General features: G+C 35.5%; 20 protein-coding genes. 19 read left to right on the top strand and 1 reads right to left on the bottom strand.

Features of this window, described 5'->3' with window-relative positions; genetic code table 11:
- The first annotated feature begins 6 nt into the window (after positions 1–6).
- The 4 genes from AC3IS5_RS05410 to AC3IS5_RS05425 all read left to right on the top strand — a co-directional run bounded on the left by AC3IS5_RS05410 (position 7) and on the right by AC3IS5_RS05425 (position 5,054).
- Positions 7–1,302 (top strand): bifunctional folylpolyglutamate synthase/dihydrofolate synthase, encoded by a 1,296-nt coding sequence (locus tag AC3IS5_RS05410; RefSeq protein ID WP_489426889.1) that lies wholly within the window; start codon positions 7–9, stop codon positions 1,300–1,302.
- A gap of 13 nt (positions 1,303–1,315) precedes the next feature.
- Positions 1,316–2,569, top strand: a complete 1,254-nt coding sequence (locus tag AC3IS5_RS05415; protein WP_489426890.1) for a bifunctional folylpolyglutamate synthase/dihydrofolate synthase — start codon at positions 1,316–1,318, stop codon at positions 2,567–2,569.
- An 87-nt stretch (positions 2,570–2,656) separates the two neighbouring features.
- Positions 2,657–4,366 (top strand): sensor domain-containing diguanylate cyclase, encoded by a 1,710-nt coding sequence (locus AC3IS5_RS05420; RefSeq protein WP_489426891.1) that lies wholly within the window; start codon positions 2,657–2,659, stop codon positions 4,364–4,366.
- A gap of 316 nt (positions 4,367–4,682) precedes the next feature.
- On the top strand, positions 4,683–5,054 hold the full coding sequence (locus AC3IS5_RS05425; protein WP_489426892.1) for a hypothetical protein: 372 nt from the start codon (positions 4,683–4,685) through the stop codon (positions 5,052–5,054).
- 274 nt (positions 5,055–5,328) lie between these two features.
- On the opposite strand, the gene AC3IS5_RS05430 is transcribed toward AC3IS5_RS05425, so the two are convergent.
- The gene (locus AC3IS5_RS05430) at positions 5,329–5,856 is read right to left on the bottom strand and encodes a DUF7305 domain-containing protein (protein WP_489426893.1); all 528 of its coding nucleotides are present in this window, start codon (positions 5,854–5,856) and stop codon (positions 5,329–5,331) included.
- Between the two features lie 315 nt (positions 5,857–6,171).
- On the opposite strand from AC3IS5_RS05430, the gene AC3IS5_RS05435 reads away from it, so the two are divergent.
- The 15 genes from AC3IS5_RS05435 to minD all read left to right on the top strand — a co-directional run bounded on the left by AC3IS5_RS05435 (position 6,172) and on the right by minD (position 17,218).
- Complete coding sequence (locus tag AC3IS5_RS05435; protein ID WP_489426894.1) at positions 6,172–7,488, top strand: G5 domain-containing protein; 1,317 nt, start codon at positions 6,172–6,174, stop codon at positions 7,486–7,488.
- A 23-nt stretch (positions 7,489–7,511) separates the two neighbouring features.
- Positions 7,512–7,649 (top strand): cyclic di-GMP-binding domain-containing protein, MshE-related, encoded by a 138-nt coding sequence (locus AC3IS5_RS05440; RefSeq protein WP_489426895.1) that lies wholly within the window; start codon positions 7,512–7,514, stop codon positions 7,647–7,649.
- A 76-nt stretch (positions 7,650–7,725) separates the two neighbouring features.
- Positions 7,726–7,890 (top strand): hypothetical protein, encoded by a 165-nt coding sequence (locus AC3IS5_RS05445; protein WP_489426896.1) that lies wholly within the window; start codon positions 7,726–7,728, stop codon positions 7,888–7,890.
- A 118-nt stretch (positions 7,891–8,008) separates the two neighbouring features.
- Complete coding sequence (pilM, locus tag AC3IS5_RS05450; protein ID WP_489426897.1) at positions 8,009–8,983, top strand: type IV pilus biogenesis protein PilM; 975 nt, start codon at positions 8,009–8,011, stop codon at positions 8,981–8,983.
- Between the two features lie 3 nt (positions 8,984–8,986).
- Positions 8,987–9,574 carry a PilN domain-containing protein gene (locus AC3IS5_RS05455; protein WP_489426898.1) on the top strand — a complete coding sequence of 196 codons (588 nt, stop codon included), beginning with the start codon at positions 8,987–8,989 and terminating at the stop codon, positions 9,572–9,574.
- Positions 9,571–10,281, top strand: coding sequence for a hypothetical protein (locus AC3IS5_RS05460; RefSeq protein WP_489426899.1), 711 nt, complete (start codon positions 9,571–9,573; stop codon positions 10,279–10,281). Before AC3IS5_RS05455 ends, AC3IS5_RS05460 begins: the two co-directional genes overlap by 4 nt.
- A gap of 21 nt (positions 10,282–10,302) precedes the next feature.
- Positions 10,303–11,058 (top strand): prepilin peptidase, encoded by a 756-nt coding sequence (locus AC3IS5_RS05465; RefSeq protein ID WP_489426900.1) that lies wholly within the window; start codon positions 10,303–10,305, stop codon positions 11,056–11,058.
- 83 nt (positions 11,059–11,141) lie between these two features.
- Entirely contained in the window at positions 11,142–11,768 is a 627-nt protein-coding gene (locus AC3IS5_RS05470) for a hypothetical protein (protein ID WP_489426901.1), read from the top strand.
- A gap of 86 nt (positions 11,769–11,854) precedes the next feature.
- Positions 11,855–12,466: a Maf family protein gene (locus AC3IS5_RS05475; RefSeq protein ID WP_489426902.1), complete on the top strand. Its 612-nt coding sequence runs from the start codon at positions 11,855–11,857 to the stop codon at positions 12,464–12,466.
- Positions 12,456–13,154 carry a RadC family protein gene (gene radC / locus AC3IS5_RS05480; protein WP_427733442.1) on the top strand — a complete coding sequence of 233 codons (699 nt, stop codon included), beginning with the start codon at positions 12,456–12,458 and terminating at the stop codon, positions 13,152–13,154. The genes AC3IS5_RS05475 and radC overlap by 11 nt, the downstream gene beginning before the upstream one ends.
- 94 nt (positions 13,155–13,248) lie before the next feature.
- Positions 13,249–14,268: a rod shape-determining protein gene (locus AC3IS5_RS05485; protein WP_038187415.1), complete on the top strand. Its 1,020-nt coding sequence runs from the start codon at positions 13,249–13,251 to the stop codon at positions 14,266–14,268.
- 13 nt (positions 14,269–14,281) lie between these two features.
- Complete coding sequence (gene mreC, locus AC3IS5_RS05490; RefSeq protein ID WP_489426903.1) at positions 14,282–15,199, top strand: rod shape-determining protein MreC; 918 nt, start codon at positions 14,282–14,284, stop codon at positions 15,197–15,199.
- Complete coding sequence (mreD, locus tag AC3IS5_RS05495; RefSeq protein ID WP_489427821.1) at positions 15,199–15,726, top strand: rod shape-determining protein MreD; 528 nt, start codon at positions 15,199–15,201, stop codon at positions 15,724–15,726. Before mreC ends, mreD begins: the two co-directional genes overlap by 1 nt.
- A 21-nt stretch (positions 15,727–15,747) precedes the next feature.
- Positions 15,748–16,419, top strand: coding sequence for a septum site-determining protein MinC (minC, locus tag AC3IS5_RS05500; RefSeq protein ID WP_489426904.1), 672 nt, complete (start codon positions 15,748–15,750; stop codon positions 16,417–16,419).
- A 1-nt stretch (position 16,420) separates the two neighbouring features.
- Positions 16,421–17,218, top strand: a complete 798-nt coding sequence (gene minD, locus AC3IS5_RS05505; protein WP_489426905.1) for a septum site-determining protein MinD — start codon at positions 16,421–16,423, stop codon at positions 17,216–17,218.
- The last annotated feature ends 68 nt before the right edge of the window (positions 17,219–17,286 follow it).

Genomic DNA, 17,286 nt, shown 5'->3' on the forward strand with positions numbered 1-17,286 from the left:
TGAATAGTGTTTACAAATATAGAACAGTGCGTCGAGTTTTTAACCTCATTAAAAAAAGGTAGTAGTACATCGATTCCATTAGAAGTCGTTACTTCACTATTACATGAGTTTGGCGACCCCCAACATACTTTTAAAACAATCCATCTAGCAGGATCAAACGGTAAAGGCTCTACTTTAAATGCCTTAAAGGAAATATTAAAGTACAGTCAAATAGAAAAAGTAGGCTGCTTTGTTTCTCCACACTTAGAGCGCATAAATGAGCGTATTACAATTAGTGACAAGCAAATTACGGATGAGCAATTCCTTTTATACGTCAATAAAGTGTTTGCTGCAATTGATGAAAAGGACGGAGTATACCCAAGTTTTTTTGAAATTATGACGATTGTAGCTTTCCTCTATTTTGCAGATGAAAAAGTAGATGTTGCTCTAATTGAAACAGGTATTGGTGGCAAATTAGATTCAACTAATGTGATAGATCCCATCATTTCAATAATTACAACGATTTCTTTAGAACATACAGCGATTTTAGGTGATACCTATGACAAAATTGCATATCAAAAGGGTGGCATTATTAAAGAAAATAGACCCGTAGTGACAACTGTAGAGAACAAAGATGCACTAGAAGTTCTTCGGAAAGTAGCGGAAGAGAAGCATGCACCTATAGCTATTTTCAACAAGGATTTTACGGCAACAAAAGTTGCTCAAAAGGAACATATACAAGTGTTTAATTACTCTAAAGGTGATTACGCCCTAACTGATGTTGAATTACGTATGGCAGGTCCTCACCAAATTAACAATGCATCATTAGCTATTACAACGGCATTATTGTTAAAAGATGCTGGATACTTTGATATTACAGAAGAAGCCATTCGAAAAGCTTTAAAAGAAGCAAAATGGGCGGGGCGCTTTGAAGAGTATGGTCATCTTATCGTAATTGATGGAGCGCATAATCCCGAAGGTACAGAAGCGTTAATTGCAACATTAAAAGCGAAATATCCGACGAGGGAATACGATTTTATCTATGCCGCGCTACAGGACAAAGATCATCTAAAAAGTATTAAGATGATGGCGGAAGTAGCAACCTCTATGACATTTACGCAAATAACTATGCCTAATGCCGCACCAGCCGAAGAATTAGCAGCATTATCACAACACCACCATACTTATTTTGATGCCGATTGGGAACGTGTAGTGAAGCGAGCAATCCAGAAAAAAGAGGACGAGCATGTATTAGTCATAACAGGTTCTCTTTATTTTATATCTGAAGTACGTGCATTTTTAAACAATAAAGTGAAGCAGTAAATGAGGTGCCAACATGATTCCGAAATTAGATCACTATAAAGAAAAGTGGGGTGTCCGTAGTGACGCCTCGATTAAACCAGGATTAACAGCTATTACTGAAGCATTACAATTAGTAGGGAATCCACAAGAAAACTTATCAGTAGTCCATGTGGCGGGTACAAATGGCAAAGGTTCAACGATTACTTTTATAGAACATATAAGTAAAGCTCATGGACTGTCGACCGCTACATTTATGTCTCCGTGTATTGAAGATATACACGATCAAATTCAGCTAGATGAACAACCGATTACACCAGAAGAAATGGATGCAGTTTTTAGTATCATGGCAGACGCGGGATTAGATGGAAAGTTAACAGACTTCGAACTGTTAACAGTAGTAGCCTTTTTAGCTTTTAAGCGCTTTGCACCTGATATTACTATTATCGAATGTGGTATGGGGGGGCGTTTTGATAGTACAAATGTTGTAACGCCAATTGTGTCAGTTGTACCTAGTATTGCTTTAGAGCATACAAATTTTTTAGGATCAACTATTGAAAGTATAGCTATGCATAAAGCAGGCATTATTAAAGAAGGAAAGCCTGTAGTGACGGGCGTGCTACCAACTAAAGCATTAAAAATATTTACACAAGAAGCGGAAAAACTACGCTCACCATTACTTGTTTACAATGAAAATTTCACCGTTATAGAGGAAGACTCGAAGGAAAAATACATGACTGATGATGTACGAATCACGAACTTAACACGTACAATGCCGGGCTTGCATCAGCGTAGTAATATGGCGCTAGCAATTACAGCATTTAATATTTTTGCACAAGTAAATGGAGTGAAAACATATGTCGAAGCATTCCGAAATGGGATTCAAAGTGCTCAGCTAGCATGTCGCTTTGAACAACTTGCGCCGAAGCTTTATATTGACGGGGCACATAACCCAGCAAGTGCTAAAAGTTTAGTAGATGCGATTCAAGAGCAATTTCCTAGTGAACCTATTCATTTTATCGTTGGAATGCTTGGGGACAAGGATATACGAGGAGTTTTAGCAGAATTAGAAAAAGTAGGTACTACATTTACCTTTATAGATGTAGCAAATGATCGTTCGATGGCTGCTGATGAGATTTTGAAAATGAGTACTGCGGTAAATAAATCGACAACATATGACATTTTAACTACTGTTCATCAAAAGTTGCTGCTGAATGAGGTAATTATCATGACTGGTTCCTTATATTTGTTAGCAAAATGGCGAAAAATATTGTATGAAACATTTAATTGAATCGTATTAAATGGATGACTTTGGTAAAATGATTTGCTATAATTGCTTAAAAGTAGGCATAAGTACTCATTATGAGAGGTGTGAGCAGTGAATTTATCACTAAAGTTTAGATGGACCGTATTTGCAGTATGGTTGGCAACTATACCAATCAGTTTATATGTGGTATACCACTATTTCCCTCCGCCAACGTATATTGATTGGTCTGAGTTAATAGGCTTCATAGTATTGGCAATCATAACAGCCATTTTCCCTATTGTTATAAACGGGGTCCCTTTATTTTTTATGCAGTGGGTAAACTTAGCGGTTTTTTTGAAATATGGTTTATTTATTGAATTAATTGTATTCCAAATTGCACTGATTCCATTTTTATACCGTGCAAAGTTACTTAAGTTAAGTCTCTACCGAATACCTTGGAATTCGATTATGTTTTTCCTCGTATCTTTCATCAGTGGTTTATTTTTTATCATAATTGGTGGGGAATTTGGTTCGCTTAGCATTCCTCATATTGTCTTATTCGGAATGGTTTATTTATTTATGAATACATTTGTGAATCATGTGTTACTGAAATTGAGTTTAATCGTTATGAAGAAAAAAGCTCCGTTTCTAACAAAAGATGATTATTGGGATTATAATAGTATGCTATTTACTTTTCCTATAGGGTTAACACTATATCTACTGTCGGAATATGTGGGTCCAATATCATTTGTTTTACTTGGGTTGCCATTTTTAATAGTGACTCAAATTTTAAAAATGTATAGTACATCAGAAAGAGTAAATGAATACCTATCGTTGGCTGCGCATTTCGGTCATCAATTAGGGAATCGCTTAACGAGTGATAAAGTTGTGGATTTATTTATGGATAAAACTATTGAAATCATGCCTGTAGATCATGCTTACATTATCGATATTGTGAATGGTCAGCTACAATTCCTTAGATCACATGAAAATGGAGTAACCACAGCGGTTAATATCTCTCATGAAAATATTTTGAAAACGCCTATCAAAGAAATAATGAACACAGAGCAAACAATTGTTTATAATCAACAGTCCGAATGGATAGATATGGGGATAGGTTTTTTGCCTTTTGCCACACAAAGTATAGTAATGATGCCCATCTCGAGAAATCAAAAAATGGTAGGAGTTTTATTAATAGCTTCTAATAAGAAAAAATTCTTTGAAGAATATAAAATTCGTATATTGGACATACTATGTTCTTGTTTTGCTGTTTCCGTGGAGCGATCGCGATACATTGAGGCGACATTAAACAAAAGTGAACGCTGTGGTTTAACTGGGTTATATAATTACAGGTATTTCGAAGAACAACTTACAATTAAAATGCAAGAATTAATGGACGGGGAAATACGTCAGCTATCGTTAATCATGCTCGATATTGATCATTTCAAACTTATTAATGATACGTATGGTCATCAAAGTGGTAATAGCATTTTATGTGACTTCGCTCGTACTTTAGAGGAAGAAGTGGGAGGTAAAGGGTTATTAGCTAGATTTGGCGGTGAGGAATTTGTTATTTTACTTCCGAATATGTCTAAAGGTGAGGCACTCCACTTAGCCGAAGAAATTCGTATGAATGTACAACTTAAGTTATTTGAAATTGGATCAGATTTGAGTTTGAATCAGATAAAAGAACATGTCACAATCACGACAAGTGTTGGTGTTTCAACTGCTCCTGAAGATTGTGATAAACCAATGGCACTAATCCGAAATGCTGATAGGGCTTTGTATGTAGGAGCTAAACAAAAAGGGCGTAATCGCGTAGCGGAGTATCTAAAAACCTAAACATAAGCTAAGAGATTCCTAGAATTCTCTTAGCTATTGCAACATATAATGATTAGCAGAATACATATTAGTTAAATATTTTTTACATATGAATGCCTGCACTACTATTAATATACTGTTGAAAATGAGCAAAGAAAACGTGGATTAAAAATGAGAGGATGTACTTAAAATCAATCAATTAGAATTTCTAAACAAAGATCCTGGGAGTAGACAGTTTGAAAAGGTTCTTCGTGCACTCCGGAATATTGAACAGCTAACAATCACGAAGGTTGATCGTATTGTTATCAAAAATGATGTAACCATTTCATTAACTAATTTGTTTGGAAAAGAATTAGTAGAAGGACTAACGAATCATAGTAGCGAATCAATAACTACTGATGAAACATTATCATCTAATCTTTCATCAGTTAATCAACAAGTAGAGGAAATTCAGTATGCAACTCCCGTATGTTCTAATGCATCTGTAACTTCCTCACTTAAGCCTGAATGTATTACATTTGATGTAATGCTAGTCTCTCCAAATTATGACGATGTTTATGACTTTATAAAAGAAGTAGAAAGATTAGATCGTATCGTCCGTATAGATAAAGTAAACTTTTCAGTACCAAACGGAGAAGCTGTTTTAAAAGAAACCATTCAAACGACATTACAGTTAACGACTTTCTATTGTAAGGATAAGTCGTATTAATTTATGGATTAAAAATACTGAAGTTGGTTGTAAAATACTTTTTCTATGGGGTTAATATCCCTTTTTTAGTTGGGATGAGGAACATTTAGGTTATAGAAGAATCCTTATAAGGATTCCAAATAGATCAAGAGACCAATAATTTTTTCTGTAGAAAATGTACCAGAGAATAATTGAAGAGGCGTTTCAAAGTTAATTCCTCACTTTGAAACGCCTTTTTGTGTTTTACTATATCCTTAATTTTTTCAAATATTTATTAAGAGAATTATCTATTACTTTACTCTTCTATTAAAGCTCCTTGAGAGGATAATTGTTTAGGGTCATCATAAGACGGAACTGTTTCAATAAGTATAGGGTTAGAGGAAGCATATTGAACATATGATCCACCTGAAGCAGTAAAAGATTTTGCAATAACTGCTCCTGTAATATTTCCACTACCTGATAAAGTAACATCTGCGTTTGGTGCGAAAAATACTTTAGTAATGGCTGAAGAAGCTCCATCTAATTCAACTTTACTTCCTCCAGAATAAATATCCCCTTGGAATCCTCCGCTACCTCCGAATTTAAAATTGGCGTTTTTTGCATTATTTCCTTTGTAATACACTTTGAGTTTGGATATACTCCCATTGTTGAGGGCCTTGTCTGTATTACCAACATTGATCGTTAAAGAATAGTTACTAGATAGTATGATATTTTTAAATTTCATATTAAGTGTATATTTGTTAGTAAGGTAGTGATTTATTAATAAATCGCCACCTTGTATGACATTTGTTTTTTCGGAGTCATTTTTTTTTGACTTGCTCATTATTAGGGTATTTCAATTGCTCAAAATTATTAAAATCATCGTCTGGGAAAGTAGGTAACTCGATATCAATCGGAGTGTTAAGGTCTGCTTTAGGTTTATGGCTATAAGTAAGAAGGAATATCTATACTACCTGGATTAGGTAATCCCGTAGCAATATCCGCTCCATATATAGCATATATTTTTAGTCAAAAAATGTAAAATGAATTTTAAGTTGTGATAAAAGACGTATCTTTTTGGATAATTTTTATTTATAATCTAGTTTATGGTTGTGGAAATAAATATATACAAAAATATCTATAATAGGAGAATTAGAATATGAGGTTTTTTACGAAAATAACAATAATTACCCTGTTAGTATTCGGTTTTCTTGTTCCATTTGAATATAACAGGGATAAAGCATTAGCTGCTCCTAAGGGCTCTACTATAGGGAATGTATCTATAGAGAACTTGTCTAATGAAAATATGAAAAAAAAGTTAAATGCAGCTATTGATACATGGCAAGGTAGTGAAATATTGATAACGGTTGGGGAAAAAGAGATTTTATTGAATGGGGAAGATTTTCAATTCGATATAGCTGCTTCTATTAAGCAATATGAACTTAGTATAGAGAAATCGTGGTATGCGTTTTGGGAAAAGAAACGTATTATACAAGAGCCTTTGATTGTAGAAGCAAATCCTACACTACAGGAGAAAATTGAAAACCAAACAAATTTAAAAGATGAAAATCTAATTACTCAAATTCTTGAAGCGGCATCTTATCTGAAGCGTTCTCCAATTAAGGTTGAAGTTAAAGATATATCAATCGATCATGCTGAACGAATTTCCTTTGAAACGATAGCCTTGAGCGATAGTCAAACCGCAGAAATTTCGAAAATAGTTGATCAATTAAATGGATATATAATTGAGCCAGAAAATGAAGTCTCATTTAATGAACTAATAGCCAATACCTCTAACAATGAAAGTGCAATGACGATTGTAGCATCAGCTTTGCATAGTGCAGTAATACAAAGTAGCTTCGAAATATTGGAAAGGCATCAAGCTAATGAAGTTCCAACCTATGTGTATCCAGGATATGAAGCTGTTGTAAATCCAATATTTAAAAGAGATTTCCGATTTGTATCCCATAGTAAAGTGCCGGCGAAAATTGTTGCTACATTAATATCAGGTGAATTAAAAATTGAGCTATATTCACTAAGAGGCAATCCAAAAGTGTCCGTATTTGAAGAGGATAAAAAGAATGTTAAGCCCCGTACTATTTATCGATATTCTTCTTATTTAGAAGAAGGAGAAAGAGAGATAGCTCAACAATCAGAGGCAGGTCTACAACTATTAATTTATCGCACAGTCACTATTGATGATGGAAATGAAAAGACAGAATTAATCAGTCAGAATTACTATGCTCCACAAAATGAAATCATTGAGCTGTCATCAAAACAAACACCGGTTGATTTGAATTCTACAAGCGGAGAAGAAGTTTCAGAAGAATGTAATGTGGGCGATACCTCAGAAGTTTGCAAACCAACAACTACTAAACGTAAAAAAGCAACTATAAGTAAAAATGGTAGTCCTGTTCCCGAGGGAAGCTACTATACCGAAACAGGAGATATTGTTACACCTGGTGATACGAAATAAGGTGGCGAAGAGGTGGGGGGATAATGAGTAAAGTAAAAAGAAAAAGACTCGGGGATTTATTAGTTGAAGCTAACGCAATTACTCAGGAGCAGTTAGATTATGCTCTAAAAAGTAGAAATATAAATGAAAGACTTGGAGATTTTATGATTAGGGAAAATTAAATCGAGCGCTTGGCATGCATACGATTGATAGTTCTATTCAACAGCTGTTAGCGAAGAAAATAATAGACTAGATGAGTTGAAATATCCTCTTGTTGAAGCAGATAAAGTTGAAAAAACTACAGATGGTTACTCTATTACCTATACTGCTTTAGGAAAAATAAAAAATGATAAATATAAAGATGGTGTTACTACAGGAAATGTTATATCGAGCGATAAATTAAGTGAAAATATGGGGAATTAATTACTGAAACACAGCAGCCTCCGCTGCTGTATTCCCTTTAATCTTTCGTTGAAGAAAGCCATAACATTCGGCTTTCTCCACCGAAGTATTAAAGCTTTTGGATGTGGGAGGTACTCTGATGATATTTAAGAAGAAAAAGCGACAGCTGTCACTTATATATAATGATTATGCAATGCATATGTTAGCAGTCAGTTCAAATGATTTAGCGCAGTCTAAAATAGAAGGTATTCCTTTAGATGAAGGTATTGTGGTGGATGGTGTCATTGAAGATGAGCTTTCTTTTTTTGAGATACTGAAGGAACAAGTAAAAAAATATGGTCTTAAAGGTCAGAATGTACGCTTTTTTGTGCCGGATAGTACAGTCATGATGAAGGTTATTGATCATCCACAGGAATTAAAGGGAGAAGAAGCGATTAAAGAATTTGTAGAGATGGAGCTAGGTCGATCAATTCATCTACCTTTTGAAGATGCACTTATTGATATTTATGATGCACCGGCTGGAGATGGCAAGGCGACTTTATTTGCTACGAGTGCAGATGAGATTCAGAAGTTGACGGGACTTTTAGCTGATGCTAACTTAACGCCTGTTGTGGCGGATATTAAAGCGATTTCTAATCTGCGTTTGCTTGAAATGGTTATGCCGAATATACATAATAGCGTTACGCTAATTACAGATTGGTCTATTAATGAGCTGTCATTAACAATTTATTCGCAGGGGGAAGTCGAATTTTTACGTTATCAAACGATTAATACAGAGCGTAGTAAATGGTACCCGAAACATACGGAAGATGCCTTTGATTATGCTTACAGTGATGATGTGATGAATTATCAAACAGCATTAATGGAGCCGTTATCCGAAATTGATCGTATTTTAAACTTTTATCATTCCTCTTTAAATAAAGGTGAAAAAAGCGTAGGGAATATTGTTGTTATAGGAGATTCTCCAGAGTTGCCTTATATAATTGACATGCTAGAAAGTCAATTAAATTTGCCTATACATACTTTAAAAGATTCAGTGATTACTAGTAAGTTCCCTAACTTTAAGGCATCACAATCAAGTTTAATTGGACTAGCCTTAAAGGAGGTAGAGTAGGATATGATTCCAGATATTAATCTCTTACCTAAGATTGAAAGAAAAAAGACAAATAGTCTACTTTTATGGTTATTTGTTGCTGTCTTTTGTTTTTTACTTATTGCTACTGGGGTGAAATATTTCTCGTTAAAAATTGAGATTAAATACTTGTCCTCAGAGCAACAAAGTTTATCAACAGAAATTAATAGTTATAAAGGCCAAATCGCTAATATTCAGAAGCAATCACAAGGTACACTTGCGCAATCTGTACAATTTGTTGAATCGGTTTCATACCCAGTTACACCGATTATTGATAGTTTAGAAGGCCATCTTGAATCGTACGAAAAGCTTACGGATATTAATTACGGTGCTGAAGGTATTGCGGTGACAATCGACTTTGAAACACTTAACGATGTATCTCTGTATGTTCAAAAATTATTAATGGATCATTTATATACTGATGTCCAAATTGAAAAAGTAACTGCTTTTAAACCAGAAAAAAACGAGTATAATAATGCCGGTTCAGATGAAGACTTAGTCCCCCGCTATACAGCAGAGTTTAAATTGGCTATTAGTAATTCAGATTTACTTGCGGAGGTAGAACGTCCATGAATTCTTTAGGGAGTAATAAGAAATCAGCATATATTCTAATAGGAATACTTGTTATTACAATCTTATGCGCTATCTTTTATTATGCTGTGTATTCAAAAATGGAGGAAAGTAATTCATTGAAATATCAAATAGCGGATATGCGGAAAGAGGCAGCGATTCTAGACGAACAGCTTGATATAATAAAGGACGAACAAAAAGCCAACGAGAAAAGTATGAGTGAACTAAAAACGAAAGTACCGTTAGATCGTGATTTAAGTAATGTGATTAATGCTATTGAACAAGTGGAATTAGTAAGTGAAACGAATGTGCTTGACGTTACATTTAATAATTATGATGTGGCCGTTAAAGAAACAATCCAAACGGACGAAACCTCAACTAATAAGGGACCACAAAATCAAGCAAGTAGTGATAATGTAAACAGTAATGATGAGAACGAAACGTCGGTTCCCCCTGTTTCACCGATTGCATCTAGTAGTCTACCAGAAGCATTAAAGTTAATAACGATGACGCTATCCATTAGTGCACAGGATAAAAAAGAAATAAGAGCTTTTTTAAAGGAAGTCGAAGAATTGCCTCGTATTATGCGTATTGACTCTGTCGAGTACGAGATACCAAATACAGATGTACAAAGTTCAGAGGCAGATGAAGCGCTTCAAGCAACCGTTCAACTCATAGTATTCTACTATGAGGGTTCAGTAGAAGAATAAACTTTAATAAGAGGGATATAAATGATAATTGTTTATGCACTATTCTTTTTTATATTTGGTCTAGTTTTTGGTTCGTTTTTTAATGTCGTTGGGTTAAGGGTACCTAAGGGAGAGTCTATTGTTCGCCCACCTTCACATTGTACAAATTGTCAAAGGCAGTTAACAACTAGGGACTTAGTACCTGTTTTATCTTTTTTGTTTTTGAAGGGTAAATGTAGAAATTGCGAAGCAAAAATTCATTGGGTATACCCGTTAATGGAATTTTTGACAGCTATTCTTTTTACATTGGCGTATTTGGAATTGGGATTAAAGCCTGAATTAATCATTGCATTATTATTTATATCCCTATTAATCATTATTACAGTTTCAGATATTGCGTATATGTTGATCCCTAATAAGATTTTATTGTTTTTTGGGGTGCTCTTAGTGGTTGGACGTATTTTCATCCAGTCAGACCCATGGTGGGATAGTATTGTTGGAGCGTTTGGTGGGTTTTTAATATTATTACTCGTTGCTATCTTGTCGAAAGGTGGTATAGGCGGCGGTGATATTAAATTATTTTTCATCATTGGACTAGTACTTGGTATTTTTTCGACATTACTTGCGTTATTTTTGGCAGCTGTTATTGGTTTAGTAACAGGTGTTGTACTATTAATCTACCGAAAGCAAGGGCGTAAAACTCCAATTCCTTTCGGTCCATCGATTGCAGTGGCAAGTATTATTGCTTATTTCTACGGTGAACAAATTCTCGAATGGTATATGAATTTGTTATTTTAACAAGATAAATTTTGTAGACAAGACGACAGGAGTCTTGTCTTTTTTTATGGCCATCATGCTACGGTTAATAGAGGGGTGATGACATGAAATTTGAATCCAGAAATAATAAAAAAATGCTGCTCTTGTCTATGGTGCATGGTGTGATTATTGGTGTGGCAGGAGTATTTCTATTTTTCATTGCATTGCATTTTTTTGATGGACAGGCAGATAAGCAAGTTACTGACGATAAGAAAACTGAAACAAAAACGACAACAACTGCTAAGGCTGATGACAAAGCATATACCTTTTATGCACAACAATATGGTGTTTTTTCAAGTGAGCAATCCGCGACGGAATTTTTAGGTACTAATCCAAAACTATATACTAGTGCTATCGTTTCATTTGGCGGTCAATATTTTGTATGGTCCGCTGTTGGGACGAAGGAAAAAGAAATTAAGGAAAGAGTAGATAAAGATTCATTCATAAAAAAGATTAGCTTTAGCGGTGCTAAATGTGAAAGTCCAGCACTTGTCGAAATGCCCAAAGTGCTGAGTGCATCAAAAGTGTCAAAGTTTACTTTTGAAGACTCTAAGAAAAAGATTGATCCACCTTCAAATTGGACTTCGAACATTGAAGCGGTATCAAAGGTTTCAGACGATATTCTAGTAATCAGATTACAGCTAATTAGTCACTATACAGCACAAAACAAATGTCTCAAGATTGGGTTTTAAGGTGTTAAAACCCATCAAATCTCGATTTTAACACTTTTGAAAAAAATGTCATTTCGATTATGATGTCAAAAAAGGAGGGAATTGAAATGACTTTAAATCCAGTAACGACTATTATTCTAGTGAGCCCAAAAGGCAATGCTGAAGATATTTTTGCTCGTATTAAGATACCTTATGAGGTTGAGTATCATCATGTAGCCATTGATTATCCTTCAACTACATCACCTTTGGATTTTACTGTTTACTGTTCTTTTGTGACTTTATGGCGTCAATTTATGGTAGAACATAATAAGGCATATATTTCGACGAAAAGAACCGTTAGTATTGATGGTGAAATTATGTGCCCCCCTACTACTAGACAGGGTGCATATCGTTATTTAGCTAAACTATCAAATCGTCAACATATTGTAACGACAGCGATTGCAGTTAGATATCTTGGACAGGTAACTATGGTAGTAGTTGAGTCCAAAGTAACGATGAAAAAATTATCTCAAAAAATAATTGAACATTATGTTGAAACCGGGGAACCTTTTGAACATGATATTGGTTATAATATACAAGGATTAGGGGCAAATTTAACGGAATCTATTGAGGGGGATTTTGATAATGTCGCGGGATTACCAATTGACGCTTTGCAAGAGCATCTAATTAGCAAAAAGATTCTCGTTGTAAAGGAAGGGGAGATAGTCGATGTCTACTGACACTATTAAACCAATGATGATCCGCGATGTACATCAAGATGACCGCCCAAGGGAACGCTTAAAGAGACAAGGAGCAGAGAGTTTATCGAACCAGGAGCTTATCGCAATATTATTACGGACAGGGACGAAGGAAGAATCTGTTTTACATATTGCTAATCGAGTTTTAACTTCTTTCGAACAGCTTCACGAATTAAAGCATGCAGCCATTGAGGAAATCATGTCTGTAAAAGGAATTGGAGAAGCAAAAGCGATTCAACTACTAGCTGCCATTGAATTAGGTAGAAGAATGTCGCAACAGCGAATAGAAGATCGCTATACTATCAGGTCTCCTCAAGATGCGGCTACATACTTAATGGCTGATATGACTGCTTTACTACAAGAGCATTTCGTAGTGTTGTTTTTGAATGTTAAAAACCAAATTATTCATAAGCAAACGATCTTCATTGGTAGTTTAAATGCTAGTATCGTACACCCACGTGAAATTTTTCGTGAAGCTGTTAAACGCTCTGCTGCTTCGCTTGTTTGTGCGCATAATCATCCCTCAGGCAACCCCGCTCCTTCACCAGAAGATATTGAAGTTACAAAAAGAATCCAGGAAGCCGGCTATATAATAGGTATAGAGCTTTTAGACCATGTCATAATTGGGGACCACCAATTTATAAGTTTAAAGGAGAAAGGGTACATGTAACACTGTAATTTTTCATTCCTTTCCGTTATAATAAAACTTATGATTTTATGACAGCTAAGAAAGTTATGGCTATAGAGAAAGGAAGAACATAATAGTGTTTGGATTAGGTGGGAAAGATGTCGGGATTGACCTCGGCACAGCAAATACATTGGTATTTATTAAAGGAAAAGGAATCGTACTCAGAGAGCCTTCTGTAGTTGCGAAAAATACAAAAACAGGTGAAATCGTAGCAGTAGGTAACGATGCAAAAAATATGATTGGACGTACTCCAGGTTCGATCGTAGCAATCCGCCCAATGAAAGATGGCGTTATAGCTGATTTTGATATTACTACTACTATGATTCAATATTATTTACGTGAGGCTATGAAATCTTCTGGTGGTAACTGGAAAAAGCCGAATGTGATGATTTGTGTACCTTATGGTATTACATCTGTTGAACAACGTGCTGTTATAGATGCATCTCGTCAAGCAGGTGCGAAAGATGCTTTCACAATTGAAGAACCATTTGCAGCAGCAATTGGTGCTAACTTACCAGTTTGGGAACCAACAGGTAGTATGGTTGTTGATATCGGTGGTGGTACTACTGAAGTTGCTGTTATCTCATTAGGTGGTATTGTGACAAGTGAATCTGTACGTGTTGCGGGTGACGCAATGGATCAAGCCATTACAGCTTATATTCGTAAATCATATAATTTAACTATTGGTGAACGTACTTCAGAATCTATTAAAATGGAAATTGGTTCTGCTAGCACTGAAGGTCCTGAAGAGCGCATGGAAATCCGCGGTCGTGATTTAGTAACAGGCTTACCAAAAACAATTGAAATTTCTTCTATCGAAATTGCTGAAGCATTACGTGAATCTATCTCTGCTATTATCGATGGCGTTAAGAAAACATTAGAGCAAACTCCTCCAGAGCTTTCTGCTGATGTTATGGAACGCGGTATTGTATTAACTGGTGGTGGAGCTTTACTGAAAAGCTTAGATAAAGTTATCAGTAGTGAAACAAATATGCCGGTATTTATTGCTGAAAATCCACTAGATTGTGTTGCAATTGGTACTGGTATGGCGTTAGATCATATCGATTTAGTACGTCGTCAACAAACGAAAGGTTAAGGAGGTTTAGGCAATGCCACAGTTTTTCTCGAATAAGCGATTAATTTTGCTGCTTGTCGGCGTAATTTTCCTCGTGGCATTGATTAGCTTCTCCTTACGCGATCGTCAAAACGCCTCGCTTCCTGAACAAATTATTAAAGATACAGTCGGTTTTGGACAATCTCTAGTGTCCAAACCGGCTCACTACATAACAGGAATCTTTAATAATGTCGATGCATTATTAAACACGTATGATGAAAACAAAAGATTAAAATCGCGTTTGGAAGAATTTGCAGTACTGCAGGGCGAAGTCAATGATTTGAAGATTGAAAATGACAAGCTACGAGCTATAATTGACAAAAAAGAGGATTTGAAGAAATTCAATCCAATTCAAGCAACTGTTATTGCACGAAATCCTGATCAATGGGAAGAAAAGTTGATTTTGGACCAAGGTACGATGGATGGGATTAAAGTCAACATGGCAGTTAGGACATCTGAAGGCTTAATTGGTAAAATCGTGCAAACGACACCGTATACATCAGAAGTAGAGTTATTGACTACCAATAATCCGAATTATCGTGTATCAGCAGTTGTTGCAAATAAAAAACAAGTATTCGGCCTAATAGAAGGTTTTGATGAGAAACGTAACGAATTAATACTAAAACGTATTGACTCTAGTTTGAAAGTGAAAAAAGGCGATAAAGTAATGACATCTGGTTTAGGTGGTATTTTCCCGAAAGGTATTCTAATTGGGGAAGTAACTAAAGTTACTACAGATGATTATGGTTTAACAAAACTTGCTTATGTGAAACCAGCTGCTAACTTTTCAATGCTTGATCATGTTATTATTGCGAAAAGAGAATCTATTAATATTGATGGCTCTGATGGTAATAGTACTAACAATGACGAAACAAATAAAACTACTACTAACACGACTGGGGATGGAGAATGATGGTGCGTTCTCTAATTCCTCTAGTCGCTGTTGTGTTGTTCTTTTTGGAAACTGAATTTGCCCTATTTTCGCCGATAAAGTGGAATGGTGAGTTAGCTTATTTAGTGCCGAGATTTTTAATATTATATTTGATATTTCTTTCGATTTACTACAATCGAAAACGAGCTATGCTATATGGATTAATTTTTGGGCTCTTGTATGATATCTTCTACATTGATATTATTGGATTATATTCATTTTTGTACCCATTTATTTGTTTTATAGCAGGTTCTACAGTAAAATATATCCATCAGCATTTATTTGTAACAACAACATTATCGTTACTATTAGTCGCGTTATTAGAGATTATCTTACATCAATTTTTCTTAATAATTTCATTTACGACTATTCCATTTTCAGAATTTTTAAATCAGCGTTTAATACCAACAATGATTGCGAACTCAATTTTCCTCATCATGCTTGGTTGGACGTTTAGATATTTAATACAAGCGCGCGTATTGCAAAAAGCAAATCAATCCATTTTATAATAAAATCGTGAGGTGACGCATTTGTCGACAAAGCAGCTAGTCTATATTAAAGGTACGAAGGATGGACTTGTGCTTCGACTAGACGATCAATGCGCTTACTCAGAGTTAGTCGATGAACTTAAGCGTAAGGTGTCCGAAGAAGGTATGGAAGGTCAAGCTGAAGTACAGATTCAATTAGGAAATCGTTATTGTGATGAAGAACAATTAAAAGGAATTTTGCATATTGTTCAGCAATCCGAGCATTTAAAAGTTTCAAAGATTAAGAGCGATGTAATTTCTGTTGAGGAAAGTAATCGTAGAGTGGTAGAAAGCAGATCAGCTACTTATGTTGGTATCGTGCGATCGGGACAAACGATCCGTGCTGAAGGTGACTTAGTAGTTGTTGGAGATGTTAATCCTAACGCTAAAGTTGAAGCGGGCGGTAGTATTTTCGTCTTAGGACGTTTAAAAGGAATTGCTCATGCGGGTGCAAAAGGTAACCGTGAAGCAGTTATAGCCGCGTCTTGGCTTGAAGCAACCCATCTACTGATTGCTGACTTGATGGAACTTATGACAAATGAATTAGCCGTTTTGTCTGAAACACCTGAAATGGAATGTGCGTATATACATTCAAATGGTCATATTACGATTGACCGCTTGCAAGATTTGCGTTTATTTAGGCCAAATCTGTCAACGTTTAAAGGAGGAAGCTAATGTGGGAGAAGCAATTGTTATAACTTCTGGTAAGGGAGGCGTTGGTAAAACAACGACTACTGCAAATCTAGGAACTGCATTGGCCCTTCAAGGAAAAAAAGTATGCTTAGTTGATACAGACATCGGTTTACGCAACCTTGATGTTATCCTTGGATTAGAAAACCGCATTATTTACGATTTAGTAGATGCTATTGAAGGTCGATGTAAAATTCACCAAGCGCTTGTAAAAGATAAACGCTTTGATGAATTACTATTTTTATTGCCCGCTGCTCAAACAACAGATAAGACAGCAGTAACACCACAACAAATGAAGCAGTTAATTGGTGAATTAAAAAGAGATTATGATTTTGTGTTAATTGACTGTCCTGCCGGAATTGAACAAGGTTATAAAAACGCTGTTGCGGGTGCAGACAAAGCAATAGTTGTAACAACACCTGAAATTTCAGCGGTGCGTGATGCAGATCGTATTATTGGTCTGTTAGAACAAGAAGAAATAGAACCGCCTAAATTAATTATTAATCGGATTCGTCCACATTTAATGAATCGCGGCGATACATTAGATGTGAACGAAATTACTACACACTTATCAATTGATTTGGTAGGAATTATTCCAGATGATGAGAACGTGATTAGCTCATCCAATAAAGGTGAGCCGATTGTGATGGAGCCGACTACACAAGCGGCTTTAGCATATCGCAACATCGTACGACGAATCCTTGGTGAATCAGTTCCACTTATGACTTTAGAAGGTCAGAGTAAAGGTGTATTCGCTAAACTCAAATCATTATTTTCTAAATAAGTTCTGTAGATGCTCGTCCATACTGGACAAGTTTTAAAGTCCGAAAAATATTGTTCTCGATTAGTTAG

The sequence above is a fragment of the Viridibacillus sp. KH_047 genome (assembly GCF_057838945.1).

What these genes read in the sequence shown, in the direction of transcription:
- pilM (WP_489426897.1), top strand. Translation starts at nt 8,009, where the DNA reads ATGATATTTAAGAAGAAAAAGCGACAGCTGTCACTTATATATAATGAT.
- AC3IS5_RS05470 (WP_489426901.1), top strand. Translation starts at nt 11,142, where the DNA reads ATGAAATTTGAATCCAGAAATAATAAAAAAATGCTGCTCTTGTCTATG.
- AC3IS5_RS05440 (WP_489426895.1), top strand. Translation starts at nt 7,512, where the DNA reads ATGAGTAAAGTAAAAAGAAAAAGACTCGGGGATTTATTAGTTGAAGCT.
- AC3IS5_RS05475 (WP_489426902.1), top strand. Translation starts at nt 11,855, where the DNA reads ATGACTTTAAATCCAGTAACGACTATTATTCTAGTGAGCCCAAAAGGC.
- AC3IS5_RS05465 (WP_489426900.1), top strand. Translation starts at nt 10,303, where the DNA reads ATGATAATTGTTTATGCACTATTCTTTTTTATATTTGGTCTAGTTTTT.
- AC3IS5_RS05430 (WP_489426893.1), bottom strand. Translation starts at nt 5,856, where the DNA reads ATGAGCAAGTCAAAAAAAAATGACTCCGAAAAAACAAATGTCATACAA.
- radC (WP_427733442.1), top strand. Translation starts at nt 12,456, where the DNA reads ATGTCTACTGACACTATTAAACCAATGATGATCCGCGATGTACATCAA.
- mreD (WP_489427821.1), top strand. Translation starts at nt 15,199, where the DNA reads ATGGTGCGTTCTCTAATTCCTCTAGTCGCTGTTGTGTTGTTCTTTTTG.
- AC3IS5_RS05455 (WP_489426898.1), top strand. Translation starts at nt 8,987, where the DNA reads ATGATTCCAGATATTAATCTCTTACCTAAGATTGAAAGAAAAAAGACA.
- mreC (WP_489426903.1), top strand. Translation starts at nt 14,282, where the DNA reads ATGCCACAGTTTTTCTCGAATAAGCGATTAATTTTGCTGCTTGTCGGC.
- AC3IS5_RS05435 (WP_489426894.1), top strand. Translation starts at nt 6,172, where the DNA reads ATGAGGTTTTTTACGAAAATAACAATAATTACCCTGTTAGTATTCGGT.
- AC3IS5_RS05460 (WP_489426899.1), top strand. Translation starts at nt 9,571, where the DNA reads ATGAATTCTTTAGGGAGTAATAAGAAATCAGCATATATTCTAATAGGA.
- AC3IS5_RS05415 (WP_489426890.1), top strand. Translation starts at nt 1,316, where the DNA reads ATGATTCCGAAATTAGATCACTATAAAGAAAAGTGGGGTGTCCGTAGT.